The sequence below is a fragment of the Methylobacterium sp. D53M genome, assembly GCF_053345625.1.
In genome coordinates this window covers 12,075-38,129 of sequence record NZ_JBKFAL010000011.1, presented here as the reverse complement: position 1 = coordinate 38,129, position 26,055 = coordinate 12,075, and the positions used below count along the sequence as shown (strand labels likewise).

Here is a 26,055-nt window from a genome sequence, read left to right as displayed (position 1 = left end):
CCGCCCTGGGTCACGTCGCTGCGCTCGTGATGACGGAAAGAGCGCATCGACCGGAGCGGTGAAGCGGAACCCTGCCGGAACTCCGCACGCGCCGATGCGCCTTTTTCCGGATCGGGTTCCGCTTCGCTCCACTGGTCCGGCACAGGGCGCGGTTCACCCGGACCTAAAGACCTCAGTACGGCGCCGTCAGCTTGAGCCAGAGCAGTGCCGCGAGACTCACCACGGCGATCGGCATCTGCAGCGGGCGCAGGCGGGCATGCGACAGGGGCACCTCGCCGGCGCGCGCCGCGATCGGGTCGAGGATCCCGATGGCCGCGTAGCCGAGGATCAGCATCGCGAGGGCCGGCACCGCCTTGCCCATCACCGCCGCGAACAGGCTGCCCAGCCCGAGGCCGTAGAGGACCAGCATGGTGACGATCTGCGACACCTGCGGGCCGCCCTCGGTCCGGAAGCTGACGCCGCGGCGCACGCCGGCCAGGAACAGCAGGATCGAGGCGGCGTAAAGCAGGGTGAACAGCGCCACGAGGTAGTCGAGGGGTTTGCCGTTCAGCCACCACGCCACGGCGGTGCCGACGGCGATCGGCAGCATCGGGCCGAAGCCGAAGACGATCTCGAGCCAGGGGATCCGGCGCGGCTCGTGCGTGGTGAGGGTGCGTCCGGTGGCGTCGTCGCGCATGGCGGTCTGGGGGAACTCTCGATTCGACGGTCTGCTGCGCCGCAGCACCGGGACAGGGAACGGCCGCGCGCCGGCCCGGTTCCGAAACCCGGGTCCGGGCCCGGTTCGACGCGGTCCGTGTAGCGCCGCCGCGGCGCTCCGGCGAGGCCCCGCCGGTCCGTAAACGCGTCACCCGGTCGCCCGCGTCCCCGTCGGCGTCCCGGGCCAATGTCCGGGCCCTTGAGTGCGGGCGAGAAAGGCGTTATCTGTGTCTGGCCCTCATCACAAGGTCTGCGCCGCAGCGCGCCCGTGAGCCGCGAGGGTCCTGCCTCATCGGTTTCGCCAACCTGACCCCGGGCCCCTCGCCGCAGCGCGGCCCGCTCTCCGGTGCCCATCCCCCGGGCACCTGGCACTGAACCGGCCCTCCCACCACCTCCGTCGGTTGCAAGATACCCCCATGACGCCAAATCCCGACGCCCTCGCCGACGATATCGAGACCGGGGAGCCGGCCGACGCGCCGACCATGCCCGCCGCCCTCGAGGGCGTCCGCGAGGTCAAGCTCCAGGACCTCAAGTCGAAGACGCCGACCGACCTGACGGCCTTCGCCGAGGAGGTCGAGGTCGAGAACGCCTCGACCATGCGCAAGCAGGAGCTGATGTTCGCCATCCTGAAGCAGCTCGCTGCCAAGGAGGTCGAGATCATCGGCTCGGGCACCGTCGAGGTGCTGCAGGACGGCTTCGGCTTCCTGCGCTCCTCCGACTCGAACTACCTGCCCGGCCCCGACGACATCTACATCTCGCCGACCCAGATCCGCCGCTTCGGCCTGCGGACCGGCGACACCGTCGAGGGCCCGATCCGCGGCCCCAAGGACGGCGAGCGCTACTTCGCGCTCCTGAAGGTCAACACGATCAACTTCGAGAATCCGGAGAAGATCAAGCACAAGGTCCACTTCGACAACCTGACGCCGCTCTTCCCGACGAAGCGGTTCAAGCTCGAGCTGGACAACCCGACCAAGAAGGATTTCTCGCCGCGGATCATCGACATCGTGGCGCCGATCGGCAAGGGCCAGCGCGCCCTGATCGTGGCGCCGCCGCGCACGGGTAAGACCGTGCTGATGCAGAACATCGCGCAGTCGATCACCCTCAACCACCCCGAGTGCTACCTGATCGTGCTGCTCATCGACGAGCGGCCCGAGGAGGTCACCGACATGCAGCGCTCGGTGAAGGGCGAGGTCATCGCCTCGACCTTCGACGAGCCGGCCACCCGCCACGTGCAGGTCGCCGAGATGGTGATCGAGAAGGCCAAGCGCCTCGTGGAGCACGGGCGCGACGTGGTGATCCTGCTGGATTCCATCACGCGCCTCGGCCGCGCCTACAACACCGTGGTGCCGTCCTCCGGCAAGGTGCTGACCGGCGGCGTCGACGCCAACGCCCTGCAGCGGCCCAAGCGCTTCTTCGGCGCCGCCCGCAACATCGAGGAGGGCGGCTCGCTCTCGATCATCGCCACGGCGCTGATCGACACCGGCTCGCGCATGGACGAGGTCATCTTCGAGGAGTTCAAGGGCACCGGCAATTCCGAGATCATCCTGGACCGCAAGGTCTCCGACAAGCGCATCTTCCCGGCGATCGACATCACCCGCTCGGGCACCCGCAAGGAGGAGCTGCTGGTCCCGCCGGACTCGCTCAAGAAGACCTACGTGCTGCGCCGCATCCTCAACCCGATGGGCGTCACCGACGCGATCGAGTTCCTGCTCGACAAGCTGCGCCAGACCAAGAGCAACGGCGACTTCTTCGACTCGATGAACACCTGAGGCCGTCCCCGGCCGCGGGCATCGCCGCCGTCCCCGCGAGCGGAGCGATCCAGGCAGCGCCGCGGTGGCAAGCCGCGCGCTGGCCTGGGTCACGTCGCTGCGCTCCGGTCCCTCAGGATCGGGGAGCGGATGGGACGGGGGTCGCGCCCGCCGTGCGGGACGCCTGTCCCGCGGCGGCACGAAACGCGATTCCGGCCCGATCGGGCCGTTGACCGTCTCCTAACCGGCCTCTGCCAAGGTTCCATCCGGGCGCCAGGTAGCGTATCGGCCCCGCGACAGCCCCGCCGGCCGGTCCATCCCGGCGGCGGGGCTCGTCGCAGCCCGGCTTGCACCGATCCCCGGATCCGTGACACTGGCGCGATGCCCCGCTCGCCCTGGACCGGTCCGGATCCGCTCCTCCTCGCCTCGACCAGCCCGACCCGGCGCCTCCTCCTGGAGAGCGCCGCCCTGCCGGTCGAGACCGCCGCCCCGGACGTTGACGAGCGCGCCCTCGAGGCGGCGAGCGCCGGCCTGTCCCCGCCCGACCTCGCCCTGCACCTCGCCCGCGCCAAGGCCGAGTCGGTGGCGGCGCGCCATCCCGGGCGGATCGTCCTCGGCGCCGACCAGGTGCTCGACCTCGACGGCACCGTGTTCCACAAGCCGGCCGACGGCGCGTCGGCCCGGGCGCAGCTCGCCCGTCTGTCCGGGCGCACCCACGCCCTTCATTCCGCCGTGGTCCTGGCCGGGGTGGTCGAGGACGCCTTCGTGGAGACCGCGCGGCTGACCCTGCGCCCCCTCGATGAAAGGGCGATCGCGGCCTATGTGGACTGCGCCGGCGCGGAGCGCGTGCGGGCGAGCGTCGGCGGCTACCAGCTCGAGGGGCCGGGGATCCACCTGTTCGAATCGGTCGCGGGCGATCACAGCACCGTGCTGGGCCTGCCGCTTCTGCCGCTCCTCGCGCGGCTGCGCGCCGCCGGGCTTCTGGCTTTCTGAGGGAGTACCGCCTTGGCGGGACACGACCATTCGCACGGCGGCCACGGAGGGCATACCCACGGCGGCCACGCCCAGGGCGGTCATGCCCATGGCGGCCTCGGCGGCCACGCGCACGCGCCGAAGGATTTCGGCACGGCCTTCGCCATCGGCATCGTGCTCAACACCGCCTTCGTGGTGATCGAGGCGGCCTACGGCTATCTCAGCAACTCCATGTCGCTGGTGGCCGATGCCGGCCACAACCTCTCGGACGTGCTGGGCCTCGCGGCGGCCTGGATCGCCGCGATCCTGGTGCGCCGCCGCGCCAGCGCGCGCTTCACCTACGGCTACCGCGGCTCCTCGATCCTGGCCGCCCTGTTCAACGCCGTGTTCCTGCTCATCGCCATGGGGGCGGTGATCTGGGAGGCGCTGGTCCGGCTGGTCCACCCGGAGCCCGTCGCGGGCACGACCGTGATGGTGGTGGCGGCGGTGGGAATCCTGGTCAACGGCCTGACCGCGTGGCTCTTCGCCAGCGGCGCCAAGGGCGACATCAACGTCCGCGGGGCGTTCCTCCACATGGTGGCCGACGCCGCCGTCTCGGCCGGGGTCGTGGTGGCGGGCCTCGTGATCCAGCTCACCGGCCTCGCCTGGCTCGACCCGGCGGTCAGCCTCGTCATCGCCGCCCTGGTGGTCTGGGCGACCTGGGGCCTGCTGCGCGACAGCGTGGCCATGTCCCTCGACGCCGTGCCGCCGGAGATCTCCCCGGACGCGGTGACCGGCTTCCTCCTCGAGCGGCCGGGCGTCGCCGGCCTCCACGACCTGCATATCTGGCCCATGAGCACCACCAGCGTCGCCCTGACGGTCCATCTCGTGATGCAGGAGGGGCATCAGGCCCACCGCCAGCCCGGCAACGGCTTCCTCGCCGAGACCGCCGAGGGCCTGCGCGACCGGTTCGGCATCGGCCACGCCACCCTCCAGGTCGAGGAGGCCGGCGGCCCGGCCTGCCGCCTCGCTCAGGATTGCGCGGCGTGAGCGGCGCCCAGCCCCGCGCCTTCGTGGTCGGCCACCCGATCGCCCACTCGCGCTCGCCGCTGATCCACGGCCACTGGCTCGCCGTGCACGGGATCCCGGGCTCCTACGAGCGGCTCGACGTGGCCCCGGAGGCCTTTCCGGACTTCATCCGCGCCCTGCCCGCGTCCGGCTACCGGGGCGGCAACGTCACCATCCCCCACAAGGAGGCGGTCTTCGCGCTGGTGGACACGCTCACGCCGCGGGCGAAAACCATCGGCGCGGTCAACACCCTGGTGGTCGGGCCGGACGGGCGGATCCGCGGCGACAACACCGACGCGCCGGGCTTCTGCGCCCATCTCGACCACAGCCTGGGCGCGGCCTGGCCGGACCGGGCGGGCGGCACCGCCCTGGTGCTCGGCGCCGGCGGCGCGGCGCGGGCGATCGTGGTCGGGCTCGCCGAGCGCGGCCTGCGGCGCGTCTGGGTCGCCAACCGCACCGCGGCCCGGGCCGAGGCGGTGGCGGCCCTCGCGCCGGGCGTCGGCGCGGCGCTCGCCTGGGACGACCTGCCGGCGGCGCTTCCCGAGACAGGCCTCCTCGTCAACACCACGTCCCTGGGCATGAAGGGCCAGCCGCCCCTCGCCGTCGACCTGTCGCTCCTGCCGGCGGACGCGGCCGTGGCCGACATCGTCTACGCGCCCCTGGAAACCGAGCTCCTGGCGGCGGCGCGGCGGCGGGGGCTCGCCGCCGTGGACGGGCTCGGCATGCTGCTGCACCAGGCGGTGCCGGGCTTCGCGGCGTGGTTCGGCCCGCGCCCCGCCGTCACCCTCGAGCTGCGCGACCGGATCGTGGCGGACCTCGCCGGATGACCCCGAAGGCCGGATCCGGACCCGTCATCCTCGGGCTCACCGGCTCGATCGGCATGGGCAAGTCGGCCACGGCCCGGATGTTCGCGGAGCGCGGCGTCCCGGTCCACGACGCCGACGCCGCCGTCCACGCCCTCTACGGGCCGGGCGGCGCGGCCGCCGCGGCGATCGGTGCGGCCTTTCCCGGCGTGCTCGACGATCGCGGCGGCGTCGACCGGGCGCGGCTGCGCGCCGCGGTGCTCGACGCGCCCGACCGGATGGCGGCGCTGGAGGCCATCGTCCATCCCCTGGTGCGCGCGGCCAGCACGGACTTCCTGGCGCGGCACGCGGCGGCGCCGCTGGTCGTCCTCGACGTCCCGCTCCTCTACGAGACCGGCGGCGAGGGCCGCTGCGACGCGGTCGCGGTGGTGAGCGCCCCGCCCGAGATCCAGCGCGACCGGGTGCTCGCCCGTCCCGGCATGACCGAGGCGGCCTTCGCGGCGATCCTGGCCAAGCAGATGCCCGACGCCGAGAAGCGCGCCCGGGCAGATTTCGTCATCGACACGGGCCGGGGTTTCGCCGCCGCCGAGGCCGCGGTCGCGCGGATCGTCGAGCGACTGACGGCGCACCGTGCGCCGCCGCACCGCGGCGACGGATGAAACGCCCGGAGGATTGAATATCTGCGGTTGTGTTCCGGGGGGAATACGGACGGCAGGATGGACGTGATGGCGCGGCGCTGGGGCGGGATTTGTCGCATTCGGTCGGGCGGCATCCGGGCCGCGACCCTTCTCGCGCTGCTGGCGGCCGGGCCCGCGCAGGCCCAGTACGCCGCCAGCTGCCCGCCGCCGAAGAAGTTCGCGGCCGGCGCCTGCGTCACCGTCTGCCCGGGCGGCTACGAGGACCGGGGACCCGTCTGCGTCTACCGCAACACCTCTCGGTAGGGCGAGGCGCTCGACGGTTGGTCGACGGTGATGGACGGGGACGGCCGTGCAGGGCGGGTTAACCGCCCGGGCTTATCCCGCTAGGGTCCGCCCCCACCCCCCCGCGAGTCGCGAGACCCATGCTGCGCGAGATCGTCCTCGACACCGAGACCACCGGCACGGAGGCGAAGGGAGGCGACCGGCTGATCGAGATCGGCGCGGTGGAGCTCCTCAACCACATCCCCACCGGCCGGACCTTCCACCGCTACTGCAATCCGCAGCGGCCGGTCTCCGAGGGCGCCTTCAACGTCCACGGCCTGTCCGACGCGTTCCTCGCCGACAAGCCGCTCTTCGCCGAGATCGCCGGCGAGTTGCTGGCCTTCCTGGCCGACGGGCGGCTCGTGATCCACAACGCGCCCTTCGACGTCGGCTTCCTCAACATGGAATACGCCCGGCTCGGCGCGAACGCCCCGCCGCCGATCCAGCTGGAGGACGTCGTCGACACCCTGCCGATGGCCCGGCGCAAGCACCCGGGCGCGGCCAACAACCTGGACGCCCTCTGCAGCCGCTACGGCATCGACAACACCCGGCGCACCAAGCACGGGGCACTCCTCGACGCGCAGATCCTGGCCGAGGTCTACGTCGAGCTGCTCGGCGGCAAGCAGACCAGCCTCGGCCTCCTGGAGGCCGCGACGGCCGCCCCCGTGGCCGGATCGGCGGCCCTGGCGTCGGCGGCTCCGGCGGCGCCCCGCCCCTACCGGTCTCGCCTCACGGATGCAGAGCGTGCCCGGCACGACAGCTTCCGCGCGAGCCTCGGTCCTGCCGCGATCTGGGCCGAGTATATCGGGGCGGACGATCCGGCCTGATCGCCGGTCCGTCCCGCTCTCCGATCCGCACGCCTGCCGCGCGCCGCCGGCTGTTGCCGCATCGCACAGGGGTGTTTATTGCAATGCACAAAACGCCGTCGACGGAGCCTCTCGCGGGGTGACGGAGGCTGGCCCGCGCGGTGACGGTGCACTCCCTCGGGGGAGGCACGGGCGCGCCGGATCCGGCCGTGACGGAGATGCTGAGGCAGTGAGGCGCGCACGCATGACCGAGGATTTCGGCAGTCGCGACGGACAGCGCGACGACAAGACCGGCCCGTCACCCTTCGCCGACATGATCGAGGCCACCCGCCTGACCGGCCTCGGCCGGCTCGAGGAGGCGACCGCCCTCATCCAGCGCAGCCTCGGGGGGCAGAAGGCTCCGCCCGCCGATCCGCCGGCCGCGCCGCAGCCTCCCGCGCGCCGCGACGCGCCGGCCGCCGAGACGCGCAGTCCCGCGGCGGAGTCCGGGACGCGGATGCGCGAGGTGGTGGGGCAGGTCGTGCGCGGGCTCGCGCCGGTGCTGAAGGGCCTGGGCAACCCGCTCCGGTCGCCGGCCCCGCCGCCCGCCGACCGGGCGGGCGGGACCGGGGGCCGCTTCGTGTCCCTGACCCATGCCGAGCCCGCCGGCACCCGCGAGTACAAGCTGTTCATCCCGAGCCACCCGGACCGGGCGGCGCCGCTGATCGTGATGCTGCACGGCTGCACGCAGAACCCGGACGATTTCGCCGCCGGCACCGGCATGAACACCCTCGCCGAGCGCGCCGGCGTGTTCGTGGCCTACCCGGCCCAGAGCCGCCAGGCCCACGCCCAGCGCTGCTGGAACTGGTACGAGCCCCGGGACCAGGGCCGCGGCGCGGGCGAGCCGGCGATCATCGCGGGCCTCACCCGCGCGATCATGGCGGAGCACCCGATCGACCCGGCCCGGGTCTACATCGCCGGCCTGTCGGCCGGCGGCGCCGCCGCCCTCAACATCGCTCGCGCCTACCCGGATCTCTACGCCGCCGTCGGCGTGCATTCGGGCCTCGCGGCCGGCTGCGCCCGGGACCTCGGCTCGGCGCTGATGGCCATGCAGGTCGGCGCCCCCGGTCTCGGCACCCCGACATCCTTCGGTACGCCCGCGCCCGCCACCCGCGTCCCGACGATCATCTTCCACGGCGAGGACGACGGTACCGTGAGCGTGCGCAACGCCGATCAGGTGCTCGCCCAGGCCAAGGTCGCCGGGCTGACGCCGCGGTCGGAGACCTTCGAGGGCCGCGGCCACCCCTTCACCCGCACCCGCTACCGGGACGAGGCGGGCCGGGTCGTGGTCGAGGATTGGCGGGTGCGCGGCGCCGGCCACGCCTGGTCCGGGGGCCGCCCCGACGGCAGCTACACGGATCCCGAGGGGCCCGACGCGTCCCGGGCGATGCTCGACTTCTTCGCCGAGCACCGGCTGGGACCGGCGGGGCGCCCGTAAGGGGTTTCCGGAGGGCCGCGCGCGCTGGCGGGTTGTCAGGGCGCGGCCCTGCTGTATCGCAGGGCGCTGCCCCGCCTCCACAAAAGGTCCCGGACCTTTTGCATCCAGGACCTCCCATGAGCACCACCCCCGCGCCGATCCCGACCCTCCAGGGCCTCGCCGAGGTCGCCGACCGGTACGACCTGATCCTCTGCGACGTCTGGGGCGTGCTGCACGACGGCCAGAAGGCCCACACGGCCGCCGGCGAGGCGCTGATCCGCTTCCGCGGCCTCCCGGGCGCGCGGCCGCGCCGGGTCGTCCTCGTCTCGAACGCGCCCCGGCCCGGCGACGGCGTCGGCCGCATCCTCGACCGGTTCGGCGTGCCGCGGGAGGCCTACGACGCGATCCTGACCTCGGGCGACCTCACCCACGACCTGATCGCCGCGCGCCCGGGTGCCCGGATCCGGCATCTCGGGCCGGAGCGCGACCTCGGAATCTTCCAGGGGCTCGACCTCAGCCTCGTCCCGGAGACGGAGGCCGACCTCGTCGTCTGCACCGGCCTGTTCGACGACCGCAGCGAGACCCCCGACGATTACCGGCCAGAGCTGGAGCGCCTGGCGGCCCGCGGGCTGACGATGATCTGCGCCAATCCCGACCTCGTCGTGGAGAGCGGCAACCGCCTGATCCCCTGCGCGGGCCTGCTCGCGGCGGCCTACGCGGAGATCGGCGGCCCCGTGGTCTACGCCGGCAAGCCGCACCGCCCGGTCTACGAGGCGGCGCTCGCCAAGGGGGCAGCGCTCACCGGGGCCCCGGTGGACCCGGCGCGGGTCCTGGCGATCGGCGACGCGATCCGCACCGACATCGCCGGCGCCCGCGGCTTCGGCATCGCCAGCCTGCTGGTGGCCCGCGGCATCCACGCGGAGGAACTCGGCGTCACGGCCGCGCATCACCGCCTGGGCGACGTGGCGGACTGGCTCGGCCGGCAGGCGGTGCATCCGGACGCGGTGATCGAGCGGCTGGTCTGGTAACGGCCGGTCCTCCGAGGCGGGCCCTTCGAGACGGATCCTGCGCGTATTGCCGCCAGTCTAACCCCCTGAAATCCCCGACAAGCTTGACACCGCGCGGGAAATTGCGTGGATTCGCGCGTGTGAATCGGTCCCGCGCGCAGCAATCAGCCCCGACATTCGCCTCACGCGTCGGGCGATTCGACCGGAAGACCTGTCCGATGGCGGCGCGCGCGACGATCGGGGCCGGCGAGACGGCGGGTCTTGCGTGACCCTGGTCTCCGGACTGCCCGATTTCCTGCTCTATCTCGGCACCGCGACCGGGCTGATCGGCCTCTACCTGCTGATCTACACCCTCGCCACCGCGCACAACGAGCTCGCGCTGATCCGCCGGGACGTGACGGCGGCCGCCGTCGCGCTGGGCGGGAGCCTGGTCGGCTTCACCCTGCCGCTGGCGGTGGCGATCTACAACGCGCGGTCGCTGCTCGACTGCCTGATCTGGGGGCTGATCGCCCTGGTGATCCAGATCGCGATCTACTGGCTCGTGCGCCTCGCGGTGCCGGACCTGTCACGGCGCATCGAGGAGGACCGCGCCGCCGCCGCGATCCTCCTCGGCGCGGCCTCGCTGGCGGGCGGCGTCGTGAACGCCGCCTCGATGACCTATTGAGGCGCTGGTGACGGAGACCGCGCCACGTCCCGACGCAGCCTCCGGCGACGCCGCCGGCGGGCCCGGGACCGGCTTCGCCGCCACCCGCCGCTCCAAGCGCTCGGCCGCCGTGTCGCTGGTCCTGGTCGCCGGTGCCGGCGCGGCCGCGCTGACGCTCGGCGGCCTCGACCCGTCCCAGCGGGAGGAGGAGGCGCTCGTCTACGGGACGCTCGGCGCCTGCATCGCCCAGCAGCTGCGCGGCGCCGAGGCCTGCATCGCCGCCTACAAGAGCGCGCAGGAGACCTACGCGGCGACGGCGCCGCGCTACGAGACCGAGGCCGATTGCCAGCGCCACCACGGGACCGGCGGCTGCACCCCGGGCGCGCAGGTCACGGAGGCCGCGCGCGGCCGCTACCTGCCGGTGATGGCCGCCTTCATGATGGGGCGCACGGACGCGCAGGACCTGCCGGTCCAGCCGCTCTACCCGCACGCGCCCGAGGAGGAGCGCGACGAGGCCGGGGCCGCGACGGCCGGGCACGGCGGCGGCTACTGCACCGGTGCGGGCGGGCGGGTCGCCTACGCGGGCGGCGCCTCGCGGGTCCACGTCCCCGCCTCGGTCGCCCGCACCACGAGCGCGACCCCGCGCACGATCAGCCGCGGCGGCTTCGGCGGCACCGGGCGTGCGACGGCGTTCTCCGGAGGCTCGAGCGGCCGCGCCGGCGGGTTCGGGGGCGGATCCGGGGGCGGCTGATGCGCCGCGTGCCGGTCCCGGAGCGGCCCGACTGGCGCCAGCACGCCGCGCGGGCCGGCTTCACCTTCCACACGTTCGACGGCGCCCCCTACTGGGACGAGAGCGCCTACTACGCCTTCAGCCTCGCGGAGATCGAGGACGCCATCGAGGCGCCGAGCGCCGCGCTGCACGACCTCTGCCTCGCCTTCGTGGACCGGGCGGTCCGGGACGCGGTGATCCTCGCCTCGCTGCGGATCCCCGAGCACGCCTGGGACGCGATCCGGGCGAGCTGGGACCGGCGCGATCCCAGCCTCTACGGGCGCTTTGACTTCAGCTACGGGGGCGACGGGCCGGCCAAGCTCCTCGAGTACAACGCCGACACGCCCACCGCCCTCTACGAGAGCGCGGTCTTCCAGTGGCTCTGGCTGGAGGACGGGCTGGCGCGGGGGCGCCTCCCCGCCGGCGCCGACCAGTTCAACACCCTGCACGAGGCGCTGGTGGCGCGCCTCGCCGCCGTGGCGCCCCCGGAGGGCGTCGCCTTCGCGGGCTTCCCCGACGCGCCGGAGGATCGCGGCACGCTGGCCTATCTCCAGGACTGCGCGCTCCAGGCCGGCCGCCCCGCCCCCTTCCTGCCGGTCGAGGCGATCGGGCTCGACGCGGACGGGCGCTTCGTGGACGCGGCCGGCGCCCCGATCGGCTGCCTGTTCAAGCTCTACCCGTGGGAGTGGATGTTCGCCGACCCGTTCGGCCGCGCGGTCGGCGCGGCCACGACCCGGTTCCTGGAGCCGCCCTGGAAGGCGGTGCTCTCCAACAAGGGGCTGCTGGCCCATCTCTGGGCGATGGCGCCGGGCCATCCCAACCTGCTGCCGACCTATTTCGAGGCGGACCCGGCCAAGGCCGCGCTGGGCCGGAGCTTCGTGAAGAAGCCCCTCTACGGGCGCGAGGGCGCCAACGTGCTGATCGTGCGCGACGGCGCCGTCGCGGCGCGCGACGAGGGGCCCTACGGCGGCGAGGGCTACGTGCGGCAGGCCCTGGCGGAGCTGCCCGATTTCGCGGGCCGCCGCGCGCTGGTCGGCAGCTGGATGGTCGGCGACCGGCCCGCCGGCCTGTGCCTGCGCGAGTCGGACGGCCTCATCACCACCGACCGGGCCCGCTTCGTGCCGCACCTCATCGACCCGTGACCCAGTCCCGCGCCGCCGCGGCTCACCGGCCCAGCGCCGCGAGCTCCCGCCGCATGTTCGACCGCGCCGGCCCCTCCAGCTCCGCCCGGGCCCGGGCGGTGACGAACAGCGGCCGGCCGGATGCGAGGGCCCCCCGCAGGAAGGCCGCGCGCCCCTGCCGGTAGGCGGCCGCGCCCACGACCGGGACGAATTCCCGCGCCACGCCGGCGGCGTAGCCGTCGTAGGCGGCGGGCGCCGCCCCCAGGATCGCCATGTCTAGGTCGAGGAAGAGCGCGACGTCCGCGGCGAGCGCGGCCGGGAGACCGTCCGGGACGGCGTGCCGCTCGGTCGCCAGGATCATCGTCTCGGCCGCCGCCAGCGTGGGCGCCGGGACCGCGCCCTCCGGCAGCGCCCGCAGGAGCGCGGCGCTGCGGCGCTCGTTGTCCGCGGCGCCCGGCCGGTAGACGGCGTCGTGGAACCAGATCGCCAGTTCCACCGCGTCGGGATCCCGGACCGTCCCGCGGCGGGCGCGGAACGCCTCCAGCAGCGCGTCGATATGCGCCTGGCCGTGATAGACCTGGTGCGGCTCGGCCAGCCGGGCGCGCAGGTCAGCCAGGATGCGGGGATGGCCGTCGAGCATCGGCCGATCCTCTACCCGATCCGCCGCCGCGGGACGAGGCGGATCGCGCCGCAGGCCCGGGAAGACGCTCCGGGCACCCGCGATGGACTTCCCGGCCTCGCGCTCCGACGCCCCGCGAGATCATCGTCCCCGCGACGATGATCGGGGATGTGATCGTCGAACGCCCCGATAGACGCGCCGCTGTCGATCCCGAGAGATTTATTGGGCGCGATCGACCCGATCCCGCGTCTGGTCTTCGCGCGGAACGCCGGCTACAGGGGCAGAACCATCTGGAGGATCCCCAGCGCCCATGAGAGCGACGAGCCTGAGAACGACGACTTGGTTGATGCTGACGGCGCTGCTCGCCGCCGCCCCGGCCCGTGCGCAGGCCCCCGCGCAGGCCCCCGCGCAGGCCCCCGCGCAGGCCCCTGCCCCGGCACCGGCGGGGCCGGCGACCAAGCCCGAGAGCGATCCGGCTCAGGAGACGATCCGCAAGCTCAACGCCTATGTCGGGCTCCTCAACCGGACCCTGCGGGCGCAGGAATCGCTCGGCCGCTATCAGAGCTGGGTCAACATGAAGACCGGTCCGACCGGCCGCGAGCGGATCATCTACGGCCTCTACGGGCTCTACGACGTGCGCGGCGAGATCGCGAAGGCGGAGGCCGCGACGGCGCAGCCGCCCGCGATGCCGGACCTCGACGGCGCCGTGAAGACCTACATCGCCGCCTATCAGGCGCTCGCCCCGACGGTCACCGAGGCGGAGGGCTACTACGAGCGGCAGGATTACCGCGCGGACAAGATGGAGCAGGGCAAGGCGCTCCACGCCAAGCTCGCCGTCGCGGGGCCGGCCTTCCTGGCGGCGCGCGCCAAGGTCGACGCCGCGCTGCGGGTCGAGAAGGAGAAGAGCGACGCGCTGGAACTCGCCGCCATCGAGGCGCGGGAGGGCCGCAAGGCGCGCTGGCACGTCGCGAACGTGATGACCGCCTGCCGCAAGGTCATGGACCTGCTGCCCACCGACGCCAAGCCGGTCGTCGACATGGCGGCCTTCGACGCCGCGCTCGGGCGCTACGCCGTCGCCGTGAAGGACATGGACGGGTACAGCGCCGCCAACCCGAACTCCTTCCACGTGTTCGAGAGCCGGCCCCGCGCGCTCCTGGGCAAGCTGCGCGAGTTCGACGACAAGCTCGCCAAGGCCAGGGGCGACGCCCGGCGCGGCGCCGGGCGCGACGTGACCTGGATCGTGAACGACTACAACATGATGGTGTCGACCGCGCAGACGGCCACGACCTTCTCGCGCTGACCGGGGGCGTCCTGGGGTGTCCGGGCCCCCGTCAGCGGGCGCTCCGGCCCGGTTCCGTCAGCCGCAGCGAGGTCGCGGCCGCGGTGACGGCCGCCTGCCAGCGCGCCTGCTCGGCCGCGGGGTAGCGGACGCGCAGGGTGACGAAGGCGCCGCCGCGGCCGCCCGCCAGCAGGGTCTTCCGATACAGAATCCCGGCCGCCGTCGTGCAGGAGAGCACGATCCAGCCGGGCTTGCGCGCCGCGTATTCCGGCGGCTGCCGCAGGCAGGTCTTCCGGTCCGCGGCCACGACGGCGTCGAGATCCTGGTCGAGCACGTCGTTCAGGCCCGACACCGTCAGGTGCAGGTGGCCGTCGGCCGAGCGGAAGGCCTGCCCGTCGCCGTTGTCCGGCGGCGGCTCCGCGACGAGGTCGGCGGGCACGTCGACGGAGAAGCCGAAACGGGCGTTGACCACGTGGCGCAGCGCCGGCGTGTCCGGCAGCGCCCGGCTCCAGTCGCGCCGGACCTGCGCGATCCGCGCGGTGTAGGCCCGCGTCAGGCAGGCCGTGTCCGGGCAGGCATCGCGGACCCGCGCGCGCCAGCGCGCGTGGTCCTCGCCGAAGGTGTCGATCGCCTGGCCGGTCTCGCCGTCGACCCCGCGCGTCTCGCCCACGATCCGGTCGAACAGGCGCCTGAGTTCCTCGTCCAGCCGCGTTAGGGCGGGGTCGGCACAGATCAGCGTCTCGACCCTGTCCCGGATCCCGGCGCAATCCGACGCCGCCCGGGCGCCGACGGTGCCGAGCGCACAGACTGCGCCGACGAGGCCTGTTCGGAGGATCGATCGGGGGATCGATCGCGGGCTCAGGCGCGCCGGACGGGCTTGGCTACGCACGGATATCCTCCTGTGGCGGTCTGGACGCGATCGGCCGTCGGGCCTTCCGGATCCGGGCAGGATGGCGCGCCGCCGCTCATCGGCCCGTCGTGGTCTTGAGCATCAGGATGTCGATGTCGCGCCGGGGCACGTAATCCGTCACGACGCTCTCGAAGGTCGTCGGGCCGGTCTTGCGGAGTCCGGTGGCGCAGAACGACACGAGCGTCGTCGGATCGCCCTTGTCCACGGTCAGCTTGAACGTGCCGATCGGTCCGGCCCAGTTGCCGCCGGAGGTGATCACGTAGGACAGGTACTGCTCGAAGGCCTGCACCCCCTGCCCGCCCGCAGCCTCGATCCTGCGCGCGAGCCCCTGGGCCGCCTTCAGGAAGGCCGCGTCCGTGCAGTATTTCCGCGCGTACTCGGCCTTCTCGTCGGCGCCCTCGGTCGGGGTCCCGAACGACAGGCTGGAGAGGCCGCCGACGCCCGGGACGTAGCTCTGCCGGACGACGACGTCGCGGCCCGCCGGGAAGACCTGCCGGCGCCAGAACTTCGACCGCAGGGTCCAGACCGGGAACAGGCTCGTCGTGCCCTTGCCCATGTCCTGGGGCTCCAGGAGGCCGTCCGCCACGAGGCCGCGGCGCTGATCCGCGCCGAGGGCGGCCAGCGCGGCCTCGGTCGCCTCGACCGTCGGGACGAGGGGGATGCCGAGGCTCCGCAGCCGCCCGGTCACCTCGACCTCCGGCTTGCCGGCCGGCGTGACGAAGGCGCGCTGCTCGACCTGCGAGTCGACCGGCCGGCCGTCGACCTCGGTGGTGAAGCGGAGGAAGTTGTCGTGCTTCGGGTCGGCGATGCTCAGCATCGCGTCGGGACCCCCGGAGATGTCGGGCATCGGGAACGCGATCGTCGTCTCGACGTCCCGGTCGGTCAGGTTGCGGAAGCGGTAGACGATCCGCACCGCCTTCTCGGACAGGAAGAGGTCCTCGGAGACGAGGGCGATCCGGTCCGTCTTCTCCAGGACCAGACCGCCGGTCGCGAGGGTCGCGACGCTGTCGTCGGCCCGGGCCGGACGCGGCAGGGCCGACGACAGAGCCGTCGACAGGGCCGCCGACAGGATCACCGGCAGGAGCAGGGTCAGGCGCGGGATGCGGGTCGTGGATGGGATTCGCACGGCTGTCGGGCTCGCGGGTTGGATCCGTCGGTGCGGGGCGGGGTGAGAACCGGCGCGTCGCCGGTCAGCGATCGGCGGGCGGGTTTCGGACGATCCGGTCACGCCTCCGGCTCAGTCGCGGAGCGGGCTCGGCAACCGTCGGTCCCGGTGGGAGACGGGCCTCGATCCGCCGCCCCAGGGCGGTGAGCGCTTCGGCGAAGGCGTCATCGGTCGCGGCACACCATCCTCCCCGCGGCGCGCCCGCACGCGCACCACCGAATCTCGGACGGACCGAATGGAAGCTTTCGGGCAGAGTTGAGGCCGACCGAGAGGGCCATGTCAGGTCGAGGCGCCAGGTCGAGGCGTCAGGTCGAGGCTGTGAGAAGACACCGCCGTCGGCGGCCGCGCGCGATTGCGCCGCCGCGACCGTTCGGTCTATCGGCTGCCCGGGATGGCCGGCGGCCCCGGGCGCCGGCTCGATCCGCGACGATCTGCGAGGAGCGCCCCGTGCCAGCCGAAGACGCCCCGATCGGCCGCTTCCCGATCCCCCGCCTGGAGACGCTGCCGGACGACATCCGCGCGCGGATCGAGGCGGTGCAGGAGAAGTCCGGCTTCATCCCGAACGTGTTCCTGGTGCTCGCCCACCGTCCGGACGAGTTCCGGGCGTTCTTCGCCTACCACGACGCGCTCATGGACAGGCCGGGCAACCTGACCAAGGCCGAGCGCGAGATGATCGTGGTGGCGACCTCGGCCATCAACCAGTGCCAGTACTGCGTGATCGCCCACGGGGCGATCCTCCGGATCCGCGCCAAGGACCCGCTGATCGCCGACCAAGTGGCGATCAACTACCGCAAGGCCGACATCACCGACCGGCAGAAGGCGATGCTCGACTTCGCCATGCTGGTCAGCCAGTCCGCGCACCAGGTCGGGGAGGCCGCGTTCGCGGCGCTCAGGGCCCACGGCTTCGACGACGCGGATGCCTGGGACATCGCCGCCATCGCGGCCTTCTTCGGCCTGTCGAACCGGCTGGCGAACGTCAGCAACATGCGGCCCAACCCGGAATTCTACGCGCTGGGTCGCGGCTGACGGCGCGGCGTCCCTCGCTGCCGGTTACCGGACCGCCGGAGCGGGTTCCGGGCGTCCACCACGCCTTCAGAAGGCTCGGCGCCCCCGCGGGACCGCCGGAGCCCCGCCGTGCGACCTGGCGTCGCGCGCGGGGAGCGGATGAAACGGCTCCGGCCCTCTGAGCCCGGCGGCGACCGCGCGCGGGGACGGGGGGCGGACGGGGCGCGCCGTCCTTACCAGTGCTTTAAGCCTATAGGAGCCGCCCGGTCCGGCTGTTAACAGGCGTTAAATTTTGTGGCCGACCCGGTGAGGGGGCGAATCCCGGCTTGAACCTTCGAAGCGGCGCGGCCCAGCGTCTCGACCTGACCGCGTGCGATCGCGAGCCCATCCACATCGTCGGCAGCGTCCAGCCGCACGGGTTCCTGCTCGGCCTCGAGGCCCGGTCCCTCACCATCGTCCAGGCGAGCGCCAACGCCCCCGCGGCGGCCTCCGTCGGCACCGTCCTCGACGCGGCCCTGCCCGACCTCGCGGCCGTCGTCCGCCACCACCTGGAGGCGGCGGAGCCCCAGGACGGCGCCCTCTATCTCCGGACCGTGACGCTGGAGACCGGCGGCGGGCGCCAGGCCTACGAGGTCGCGGCCCACCGGGTCGACGAACTCGTCGTGCTGGAGCTGGAGGAGATCGACGCGGCCGCGGCCGAGATCGGCGTCGACGTGCTCACGCCGCGCCTGCGGGCCTTCGTCGAGCGCCTGCAGACCGCCCGCACCGTCGAGGATCTCTGCCAGTTCGTCGCCGAGGACATCCGCCAGATCACCGGCCTCGACCGGGCCCTGGTCTACCGGTTCGACCGCGACTGGCACGGCACGGTGCTGGCGGAGGCCGGCAACGGCGTCCTGCCCTCCTACCTCGACCTGCGCTTCCCCGCCTCCGACATCCCCGCCCAGGCGCGCGAGCTCTACCGCCGGAACCGGTTGCGCATCATCCCGGATGCCGGCTACGTCCCCGTGCCGATCCGGCCGGCCACCACGCCCTCCGGCAAGCCGCTGGACCTCAGCCAGTCGGTGCTGCGCTCGGTCTCGCCGGTCCATGTCGAGTACATGCGCAACATGGGCACGATGGCGTCCATGTCGGTGTCGATCCTCGTCGACGGCGCCCTCTGGGGCCTGATCTCCTGCCACAACCGCGCGCCCAGGCGCGTGCCCCTCCAGGCGCGCAATGCCTGCGACGTGCTCACCCAGATCTTCGCCCTGCAGCTCTCGGCCCGCGAGCGCGGCGCCCAGTCCGAGAAGCGGCTGGCGCTGGGCGCCGTGCAGGCGCGCCTCCTCGCGTTCATGGCCGAGGAGGACAGCTTCGTCGACGGCCTGCTCAACCACCCCGACGACGTCCTGGCCCTGGTGGACGCGACCGGCGCCGCGGTGGTCACGGCGGACCGCTGCCGGCTGCTCGGGGCGACGCCGACCGAGCGCGAGGTCCGCGCCCTCTATCGGTGGCTGTCCGAGCGCGAGGATGCCGAGGAGGTCTTCGTCTCCGAGGCCCTGTCGGAGGCGTTCCCGGCCGCCGCCGCCTTCTCCGACCGGGCGAGCGGCCTCCTGGCGATCTCGGTCTCGAAGAAGTACGCGAGCTACATCCTCTGGTTCAGGCCCGAGGTCGTGCGGACCGTGAAGTGGGGCGGCAACCCCGTGAAGGCCGTCCGGCCCGACCCGGAGGGCGGCCCGGACCGGCTGCACCCGCGCAAGTCGTTCGAGATCTGGAAGGAGACCGTGCAGGGCCGCTCCCTGCCCTGGTCCGACCCGGAGGTGGAGGCCGCCGAGGACCTGCGCGCCTCGGTGCTCGGCATCGTGCTCCGCCGGGCCGAGGAGCTCGCCGCCATGAGCGAGGAGCTGCAGCGCTCGAACAAGGAGCTGGAGGCGTTCTCGTACTCGGTCAGCCACGACCTGCGCGCGCCGTTCCGCCACATCGTCGGCTACGCGAACCTGCTCAAGACCCGCGAGGGCGCCCAGCTGTCCGACAAGGGCCGGCACTACGTGGAGACGATCATCGAGGCGGCCTTCTCGGCCGGCACCCTGGTCGACAGCCTCCTGAGCTTCTCGCAGATGGGCCGGCACGCCCTCAACAAGGTCTGGGGCGACATGAACGCCCTGGTCGAGGAGGTCCGCCGGAAGGTCCTGCGCGACGTCACCCCCGACCGGACCCTCCGCTGGGAGATCGCGCCCCTGGGCCGCGCCTATGCCGACCCGGTGATGCTGCGGCTCGTCATCGAGAACCTGCTGTCGAACGCCGTGAAGTACACCCGCGGCACCCCCGACGCGGTGATCGCGATGGGCAGCCTCCCGCCCCGGGAGGGCGAGGCGGTCTACTACGTGCGCGACAACGGCGCCGGGTTCGACATGGCCTACGTCGACAAGCTGTTCGGCGTCTTCCAGCGGCTGCACCGGGTCGAGGAGTTCGAGGGCACGGGCATCGGCCTCGCCAATGTCCGCCGCATCGTCGAGCGCCACGGCGGGCGGACCTGGGCCGAGGGCAGGCTCGGCGCGGGCGCCACCTTCTACTTCACCCTGCCCATCCGGGAGGAGGCCCACTGATGGCGGGACTGAAGCCCATCCTCCTGGTCGAGGACAACCCGAACGACATCGAGCTGACGCTGGCGGCCCTCGAATCGAGCCAGCTCGCCAACGAGATCGTCATCTGCCGCGACGGCGCCGAGGCCCTCGACTTCATCTACCGGCGGGGCGCGCACGAGAAGCGGCAGGCCCAGGACCCCGCGGTGGTCCTGCTCGACCTGAAGCTGCCGAAGGTCGACGGCCTGGAGGTGCTCGCCAAGATCAAGGGCGACCCGGTCACCCGCCAGGTGCCGGTGGTGATGCTGACCTCGTCCCGCGAGGAGACCGACCTCGTGCGCTCCTACGATCTCGGGGTGAACGCCTTCGTGGTGAAGCCGGTCGCCTTCGAGGAGTTCTTCGCGGCGATCAAGGAGATCGGCGTGTTCTGGGCCCTCCTCAACGAGCCGCCGCCGTACCGGGGAGGCTGGCCATCGAACGCGTGATCGGACCTTCCGCGGGCCCGCTGCGCATCCTCCACCTGGAGGACAGCGACCTCGACGCCGAGCTGATCGAGGCCGAGCTGGAGACCCTCGGGCACCCGGTCGCGATCGAGCGGGTGATGACCCGCGACGCCTTCGCCCGCGCGGCGGTCGCCGGCCGGCACGACCTGATCCTGGCGGACTACGTCCTGCCGACCTTCGACGGCGTGAGCGCCCTCGGCATCGCCCGGGCGCAGTGCCCCGACACGCCCTTCATCTTCTGCTCGGGCACGCTCGGCGAGGACGTCGCGGTCGAGGCCCTGAAGAACGGCGCCACCGACTACGTCGTCAAGCAGCGCCTCGACCGCATGCCGCGCACGATCGTCCGGGCGCTCGCCGAGGCGCGGGCCCGCGCCGACAAGCGCGAGGCCGAGGCCGCCCTGCAGGCGCTCAACGAGACGCTGGAGGTGCGCATCGCCGAGCGGACCCGGGAGCTCGCCACGGCCAACGAGGCCCTCCAGGCCCAGATCGTCGAGCGGGAGCGGGCGGAGGACGCCCTGCGGCTCGCCCAGCGCCTGGACGCGGTCGGCCAGCTCACGAGCGGCGTCGCGCACGACTTCAACAACCTGCTGACGGTGATCGCCGGCAACATCGAGTTCCTGGAGAAGGCCGTCTCCGACGCGCGCTCGAAGCGCCGCCTCGCCATGATGCGCGGGGCCGCCGAGCGCGGCGCCCGGCTCACCGCGCAGCTCCTCGCCTTCTCCCGGCGCCAGCGCCTGGAGCCGACGCCGGTCAGCCTCAACCAGACGGTCGCCTCGATGCGCGACTTGCTGCAGAGCTCGATCGGCGGCGCGGTCCGGATCGAGACGACCCTCCAGCCCGACCTGTGGCCCGCCCTGGTCGACGCCACCCAGATCGAGCTGGTGATCCTGAACCTCGCCATCAACGCCCGCGACGCGATGGCGGTGGGCGGCCGGCTCGCCATCGAGACCGCCAATGTCAGCGTCGCCGGGGCGCCGACCCGGCCTGAGCAGCCGGCGCCCGGCGCCTACGTCATGGTGGCGGTGAGCGACACCGGTACCGGGATGACGCCGGACGTGCTGGCCCGGGTGTTCGAGCCGTTCTTCACCACCAAGGAGGTCGGCAAGGGGTCGGGTCTCGGGCTCGCCCAGGTCTACGGCTTCGTCAAGCAGTCCGGCGGCGGCATCCGGATCGACACGGTCGCGGGCGAGGGCACCTCGATCAAGGTCTACCTGCCCCGGGCCGCCGAGCCCGAGGGCGCCTTGCCCCGCCTGCCGGCCGCGGCCGAGGCCGCGCGGACGCACCCGCCCGGGAGCGGCCCCCGGCTCCTCGTGGTCGACGACGACGCCGAGGTGCGCGAGGTGACGACGACCCGCCTGATCGAGGCCGGCTACGCGGTGCGCGAGGCGGCCTCGGGCCTCCAGGCCCTGGCCGCCCTGGAGGCGGATCCGGGCGTCGACCTCGTCGTGATGGACTTCGCCATGCCGGGCATGAACGGGGCCGAGACGGCCCTGGAGGTGCGGAAGCGCTGGCCGGCGCTGCCGGTCCTGTTCGTCACCGGCTTCGCCGACACCACCGCCCTGACCGAGGCCGGCGCCGTCGGCGCCGACGCGATCGTGCTGAAGCCGTTCCGCGTCGGGGAACTCGAGGGCAAGGTCGCCGCCGCCCTGGCGGCGCGCCCGCCGGCGCAGCTCCGGCTGATCTCGGGCCGCGACAGGAGCGCCTGAGGGACGTCGCGCTGGCGTCCCGCTGGCGTCCCTGGGGCTCTCCCGGGCGTTCTCCACACGGCGTGCGGGCCCCGCACGGCGTCCCGGGCGGCGCGTGCGCGCCGACGCGGTTGCGCGAACCCGCCCGCTGGGGCACCGATGGCGCTGTCCTGTCCCGCCGGTTCCTCGCCCCATGTCCGAGTCACGCGCCTGGTCCGATGCCTGAGACCGTCGGGACCGCGCCCCCGGCCTTCCTCGCGGAGGGCGGTGCGATGGGCGCCCGGATCCGCGCCCACGACTGGTCCGGCTCGCCGCTCGGCCCGCCGGACAGCTGGGCGCCCTGCCTGCGGGCGACCCTGAGCCTGATCCTGGGATCGCGGTTCCCGATGTTCGTGGCGTTCGGGCCCGACCTCGTCTTCCTCTACAACGACGCCTACGCGGAGATCCTGGGCGACAGGCATCCCGCGGCGCTCGGCGCGCGCTTCCGCGACGTCTGGAAGGAGATCTGGCCGGAGATCGGCCCCCTGATCGACCGGGCGCTCGCCGGCGCGGCGACGTGGTCCGAGAACATGCCGCTGACCATGAACCGGCACGGCTACGACGAGCCGACCTGGTTCACCGTCTCGTACGCGCCGGTGCGCGACGAGGCGGGCCGGGTCGCCGGCCTGCACTGCGCCTGCACGGAGACGACCGGCCGCGTCCAGGCCGAGGCGCGCCTGCGCGAGGCGGAGGCCCGGATCCGGGCCCTCGCCGACCACCTCCCGGGCGGCTACGTCTACCAGCTCGCCATGGCCCCCGACGGCGCCGACCGGCGCTTCCTCTACGTGTCGCAGGGCTTCGAGCGCATGACCGGCCTGGCGGCCGGGGACGTGCTCGCCGACCCGGCGGTCGCCTACGACCTGATCCTGCCGGAATACCGCGCCGCGGTCGCCGAGGCGGAGGCCGCCGCGATCCGCGACCTCGCGCATTTCGACGTCGCGGCGCCCATGCGCCGGCCGGACGGCACCCACGTCTGGACGCGCATCATCTCGGCCCCCCGCCGCGTCGGCGACACGCTGGTCTGGGACGGGCTGCATCTCGACGACACGGTGCGCCGCCGGACCGAGGAGCAGCTGCGGGAGAGCGAGCGGCGCCTGCGGCTCGCGACCGAGGCGGCCGAGATCGGCCTCTGGGACGTCGACGTCGTCGCCGACACCCTGTTCTGGCCCGCGCGGGTCAAGGCGATGTTCGGCATCTCGGCCGACGTGCCGGTCACGATGGCCGATTACTACGCCGGCCTGCATCCCGAGGACCGGGCGGCCACGAGCGCGGCCTACGCCTCCGCCCTCGATCCCGCGCGGCGCGCCGTCTACGACGTGGAGTACCGCACCGTCGGCAAGGAGGACGGCGTCGTGCGCTGGGTCGCCGCCAAGGGGCGCGGGATCTTCGAGGGCGCGCGCTGCGTGCGGGTGATCGGCACGGCGATCGACATCACCGCCCGCAAGCAGGCCGAGGAAGCCCTGCGCGCCAGCGAGGCGCAGTTCCGGGTCCTGTCGCAGGTGCTGCCGAACTTCGTCTGGGCGACCGACGCGGCCGGGGCGGCGAACTGGTTCAACGCGCGCGTCTACGCCTACGCGGGCCGGGAGCCCGGCACCCTCGACGGCGCGGGCTGGCGGGGGATCATTCATCCCGACGATCAGGACCGGGTCGACGAGGAATGGCGGGCGGCCGTCCGGTCGCGGGCCGACTACCAGTCCGAGTACCGCCTGCGCCGCGCCGACGGCGCGTATCGCTGGTTCCTGGCCCGGGCGCAGCCGGTCCTGGGCGCCGACGGCGCGGTCACCCGCTGGGTCGGCACCAGCACCGACATCGACGACCAGAAGCGGCTCATGGCCGAGCTCGTGCGCTTCAACCTGACCCTGGAGCAGCGCGTGGCCGAGCGCACGGCCGAGCACGACCGGGTCTGGCGCAACTCGCGCGACCTGCTGGCCGTGGTCGGGGCCGACGGCATCTTCCGCGCGGTCAATCCGGCCTGGCAGACGATTCTGGGGCACGAGCCCGCCGCGGTGGTGGGGCGCAGCTTCCTGGACTTCATCTGGCCCGAGGATGCGGGCGCGACCCAGGAGGCGCTCGAAGCGGCCGCCGCGGCGCGCGACCTGACCGATTTCGAGAACCGCTACCGGCACAGGGACGGCACCCTGCGGCTGATCTCGTGGCGCACCTCCGTCGAGGGCGCGCAGGTCTACGCCTACGGCCGCGACGTCACCGCCGAGAAGGCCCAGGCCGAGGCGCTCCGGCACGCCGAGGAGGCGCTGCGGCAGTCGCAGAAGTTGGAGGCGGTGGGCCAGCTCACCGGCGGCGTCGCCCACGACTTCAACAACCTCCTGACGATCATCCGCTCGTCGGTCGACTTCCTCCGCCGGCCGGACCTGGCGGAGGAGCGCCGGTCCCGCTACCTCAACGCCGTCTCGGAGACGGTGGACCGCGCGGCGAAGCTCACCGGCCAGCTCCTCGCCTTCGCGCGGCGACAGGCGCTGAAGCCCGAGATCCTCGACGTCGGCGCGCGGCTGCGCGGTGTGGCCGACCTCCTCGACACGGTCACGGGCGCCCGCATCGCGGTCGTGACCGAGCTGCCGGAGCGGCCCTGCTTCATCCGGGTCGATCTCAGCCAGTTCGAGACCGCGCTGGTCAACATGGCGGTGAACGCCCGGGACGCCATGGACGGCGCCGGAACGCTGACCCTGCGCCTGCGCTGCGGCGCGGCGCTGCCGCCGATCCGCGGCCATGCCGGCGCGCCCGGCCCGTTCGCGGCGATCGACCTCGTCGACACCGGCACCGGCATCGCGCCGGACGTGCTGGCGCGGGTGTTCGAGCCGTTCTTCACCACCAAGGAGGTGGGCAAGGGCACCGGACTCGGCCTGTCCCAGGTCTTCGGCTTCGCCAAGCAGTCCGGCGGCGACGTCGCGGTCGAGAGCGCGCCCGGCCGCGGCGCCACCTTCACGCTCTACCTGCCGCAGGTCGAGCCCGAGGCGTCCTGCGCCGCCGCCGCGGAGGCCGCCGCCCTCGACCCCGGCGGCGCGGGGCAGCGGGTTCTGGTGGTGGAGGACAACATCGAGGTCGGCCGCTTCGCCACGCAGATCCTGGAGGATCTCGGCTACGCGACGACCTGGGCGACCAACGCCGAGGAGGCGCTGGATCAGCTCGGGGCCGACGGCGCGGCCTTCGACGCCGTGTTCTCCGACGTGGTCATGCCCGGCATGGGCGGGATCGCGCTGGCCCGGCTCCTCCGGCAGCGGATGCCGCACCTGCCGGTGGTTCTGGCCTCCGGCTACAGCCACGCCCTCGTCCAGGAGGGGATCCGCGAGTTCGAGCTGCTGCCCAAGCCCTACTCCGCCGACCAGGTCTCGCGCGTGCTGCGCAAGGTCGTCGGCGCGCGGCGGAGGCGGCCGAGGGGCGGGCAGCCGGGCGGGCAGCCCTGACGCGGCGGGGCGCTGCCGGGACCAGCGGAGACCTGACAGAGACCTGACGCCGCAGCCGGGCGGCGACGGGCGGTCCCGGCGCCATGTTCCCGCGGGAGGTTCCGCGCGCGCGGGAGACGCCGCGCCCGCCCCCGGAGGTCCCATGGACAGGGTCATGTACGCGCTCGTCACCCTGGCGGAGGCGGTGCTCGGGATCTTCGGCGTGCGGGCGCTCTACGAGCAGCCCGCCTACGCGGTCGTCGAGCGCCTCGACCGCGGGGTCGAGATCCGGTCCTACGCGCCGCGCCTCGCGGTCGAGACCGACGCGCGCGGCCAGGGCGACGGCGACGCCTTCGGGCGGCTGTTCCGCTACATCACCGGCGCCAACCGGGCCGGGGACCGCATCGCCATGACGGCGCCGGTCGAGAGCGGCGGCCAGCGCATCGCCCAGCACATCGCCATGACCGTCCCGGTGGAGCGGGACGGCACCGGCACGATGCGGTTCTTCCTGCCCCGCGCGGTGGCGGCGGCCGGGGCGCCGGCCCCGACCGAGCCGGGGGTCCGGCTGGTCGAGGTCCCGGCCGAGCGGGTCGCGGCCCTGCGCTTCTCCGGCCGCCTCACCCCGGAGGCGCGGGCCGCGCAGGCGGGCATCCTCGCCGCCGTCCTGGCGGCGGCCGGCCGCGCACCGGCGGGTGCGCCCTTCGTCATGGGCTACGACCCGCCCTTCGCGATTCCGTTCCTGCGCCGGAACGAGGTCGCCGTCCGCCTGCCGCCGCCGTGAGAGCCGGGACCGGTCCTGACGACCCAGTGGGCGGCCTCGGACGCCGCCCCGGAGGACCGGCCCGATTGCGCAATTATCCCGCGATG

The 26,055-nt window shown here is 73.5% G+C and carries 23 protein-coding genes; 19 read left to right on the top strand and 4 right to left on the bottom strand.

Features of this window, described 5'->3' with window-relative positions; translation table 11 throughout:
* Positions 1–172 precede the first annotated feature (172 nt).
* On the bottom strand, positions 173–676 hold the full coding sequence (locus ACLBYG_RS16705) for a DUF3429 domain-containing protein (RefSeq protein WP_012321210.1): 504 nt from the start codon (positions 674–676) through the stop codon (positions 173–175).
* 436 nt (positions 677–1,112) lie between these two features.
* Between ACLBYG_RS16705 and rho the strand changes: the two genes are divergently transcribed.
* The 12 genes from rho to ACLBYG_RS16645 all read left to right on the top strand — a co-directional run bounded on the left by rho (position 1,113) and on the right by ACLBYG_RS16645 (position 12,048).
* Positions 1,113–2,465: a transcription termination factor Rho gene (gene rho / locus ACLBYG_RS16700; protein ID WP_447682134.1), complete on the top strand. Its 1,353-nt coding sequence runs from the start codon at positions 1,113–1,115 to the stop codon at positions 2,463–2,465.
* A 360-nt stretch (positions 2,466–2,825) separates the two neighbouring features.
* Positions 2,826–3,437 carry a Maf family protein gene (locus tag ACLBYG_RS16695; RefSeq protein WP_427508958.1) on the top strand — a complete coding sequence of 204 codons (612 nt, stop codon included), beginning with the start codon at positions 2,826–2,828 and terminating at the stop codon, positions 3,435–3,437.
* Positions 3,438–3,449: 12 nt separating this feature from the next.
* Positions 3,450–4,445 (top strand): cation diffusion facilitator family transporter, encoded by a 996-nt coding sequence (locus ACLBYG_RS16690; protein WP_447682133.1) that lies wholly within the window; start codon positions 3,450–3,452, stop codon positions 4,443–4,445.
* The gene (locus ACLBYG_RS16685) at positions 4,442–5,290 is read left to right on the top strand and encodes a shikimate dehydrogenase (protein WP_447682132.1); all 849 of its coding nucleotides are present in this window, start codon (positions 4,442–4,444) and stop codon (positions 5,288–5,290) included. The genes ACLBYG_RS16690 and ACLBYG_RS16685 overlap by 4 nt, the downstream gene beginning before the upstream one ends.
* Positions 5,287–5,925 (top strand): dephospho-CoA kinase, encoded by a 639-nt coding sequence (gene coaE / locus ACLBYG_RS16680; protein WP_447682131.1) that lies wholly within the window; start codon positions 5,287–5,289, stop codon positions 5,923–5,925. Before ACLBYG_RS16685 ends, coaE begins: the two co-directional genes overlap by 4 nt.
* A gap of 66 nt (positions 5,926–5,991) precedes the next feature.
* Entirely contained in the window at positions 5,992–6,207 is a 216-nt protein-coding gene (locus tag ACLBYG_RS16675; protein WP_447682130.1) for a hypothetical protein, read from the top strand.
* 119 nt (positions 6,208–6,326) lie between these two features.
* Positions 6,327–7,052: a DNA polymerase III subunit epsilon gene (gene dnaQ, locus ACLBYG_RS16670; RefSeq protein ID WP_447682129.1), complete on the top strand. Its 726-nt coding sequence runs from the start codon at positions 6,327–6,329 to the stop codon at positions 7,050–7,052.
* A gap of 223 nt (positions 7,053–7,275) precedes the next feature.
* Entirely contained in the window at positions 7,276–8,508 is a 1,233-nt protein-coding gene (locus ACLBYG_RS16665; RefSeq protein WP_091680932.1) for an extracellular catalytic domain type 1 short-chain-length polyhydroxyalkanoate depolymerase, read from the top strand.
* Positions 8,509–8,624: 116 nt separating this feature from the next.
* Positions 8,625–9,515, top strand: a complete 891-nt coding sequence (locus tag ACLBYG_RS16660; RefSeq protein WP_447682128.1) for a TIGR01459 family HAD-type hydrolase — start codon at positions 8,625–8,627, stop codon at positions 9,513–9,515.
* 244 nt (positions 9,516–9,759) lie between these two features.
* Entirely contained in the window at positions 9,760–10,158 is a 399-nt protein-coding gene (locus tag ACLBYG_RS16655) for a DUF350 domain-containing protein (protein ID WP_020094066.1), read from the top strand.
* 7 nt (positions 10,159–10,165) lie between these two features.
* On the top strand, positions 10,166–10,888 hold the full coding sequence (locus ACLBYG_RS16650) for a DUF1190 domain-containing protein (RefSeq protein ID WP_447682127.1): 723 nt from the start codon (positions 10,166–10,168) through the stop codon (positions 10,886–10,888).
* Positions 10,888–12,048, top strand: coding sequence for a glutathionylspermidine synthase family protein (locus ACLBYG_RS16645; protein ID WP_447682126.1), 1,161 nt, complete (start codon positions 10,888–10,890; stop codon positions 12,046–12,048). Before ACLBYG_RS16650 ends, ACLBYG_RS16645 begins: the two co-directional genes overlap by 1 nt.
* A gap of 22 nt (positions 12,049–12,070) precedes the next feature.
* On the opposite strand, the gene ACLBYG_RS16640 is transcribed toward ACLBYG_RS16645, so the two are convergent.
* Positions 12,071–12,667, bottom strand: coding sequence for an HD domain-containing protein (locus ACLBYG_RS16640; protein ID WP_447682125.1), 597 nt, complete (start codon positions 12,665–12,667; stop codon positions 12,071–12,073).
* A gap of 289 nt (positions 12,668–12,956) precedes the next feature.
* On the opposite strand from ACLBYG_RS16640, the gene ACLBYG_RS16635 reads away from it, so the two are divergent.
* The gene (locus ACLBYG_RS16635; RefSeq protein ID WP_447682124.1) at positions 12,957–13,946 is read left to right on the top strand and encodes a YiiG family protein; all 990 of its coding nucleotides are present in this window, start codon (positions 12,957–12,959) and stop codon (positions 13,944–13,946) included.
* A 31-nt stretch (positions 13,947–13,977) separates the two neighbouring features.
* Here the strand turns inward: ACLBYG_RS16635 and ACLBYG_RS16630 are convergent, their stop codons facing one another.
* Together ACLBYG_RS16630 and ACLBYG_RS16625 are read right to left on the bottom strand one after the other, a co-directional pair.
* On the bottom strand, positions 13,978–14,814 hold the full coding sequence (locus ACLBYG_RS16630) for a hypothetical protein (protein WP_447682123.1): 837 nt from the start codon (positions 14,812–14,814) through the stop codon (positions 13,978–13,980).
* A gap of 76 nt (positions 14,815–14,890) precedes the next feature.
* A complete protein-coding gene (locus tag ACLBYG_RS16625; protein ID WP_447682122.1) occupies positions 14,891–15,961 on the bottom strand; it encodes a DUF4424 domain-containing protein in 1,071 nt (356 codons plus the stop codon).
* A 486-nt stretch (positions 15,962–16,447) separates the two neighbouring features.
* On the opposite strand from ACLBYG_RS16625, the gene ACLBYG_RS16620 reads away from it, so the two are divergent.
* From ACLBYG_RS16620 to ACLBYG_RS16595, 6 genes are all read left to right on the top strand, one after another.
* Positions 16,448–17,026 carry a peroxidase-related enzyme gene (locus tag ACLBYG_RS16620; RefSeq protein ID WP_020094072.1) on the top strand — a complete coding sequence of 193 codons (579 nt, stop codon included), beginning with the start codon at positions 16,448–16,450 and terminating at the stop codon, positions 17,024–17,026.
* 305 nt (positions 17,027–17,331) lie between these two features.
* Entirely contained in the window at positions 17,332–19,587 is a 2,256-nt protein-coding gene (locus tag ACLBYG_RS16615; protein WP_447682121.1) for an ATP-binding protein, read from the top strand.
* Positions 19,587–20,048, top strand: coding sequence for a response regulator (locus ACLBYG_RS16610; RefSeq protein WP_020094074.1), 462 nt, complete (start codon positions 19,587–19,589; stop codon positions 20,046–20,048). Before ACLBYG_RS16615 ends, ACLBYG_RS16610 begins: the two co-directional genes overlap by 1 nt.
* Positions 20,045–21,772, top strand: a complete 1,728-nt coding sequence (locus ACLBYG_RS16605) for a response regulator (protein ID WP_447682120.1) — start codon at positions 20,045–20,047, stop codon at positions 21,770–21,772. The genes ACLBYG_RS16610 and ACLBYG_RS16605 overlap by 4 nt, the downstream gene beginning before the upstream one ends.
* 197 nt (positions 21,773–21,969) lie before the next feature.
* The gene (locus ACLBYG_RS16600) at positions 21,970–25,209 is read left to right on the top strand and encodes a PAS domain-containing protein (RefSeq protein ID WP_447682119.1); all 3,240 of its coding nucleotides are present in this window, start codon (positions 21,970–21,972) and stop codon (positions 25,207–25,209) included.
* Between the two features lie 142 nt (positions 25,210–25,351).
* Positions 25,352–25,969, top strand: a complete 618-nt coding sequence (locus tag ACLBYG_RS16595; RefSeq protein ID WP_447682118.1) for an SOUL family heme-binding protein — start codon at positions 25,352–25,354, stop codon at positions 25,967–25,969.
* The last annotated feature ends 86 nt before the right edge of the window (positions 25,970–26,055 follow it).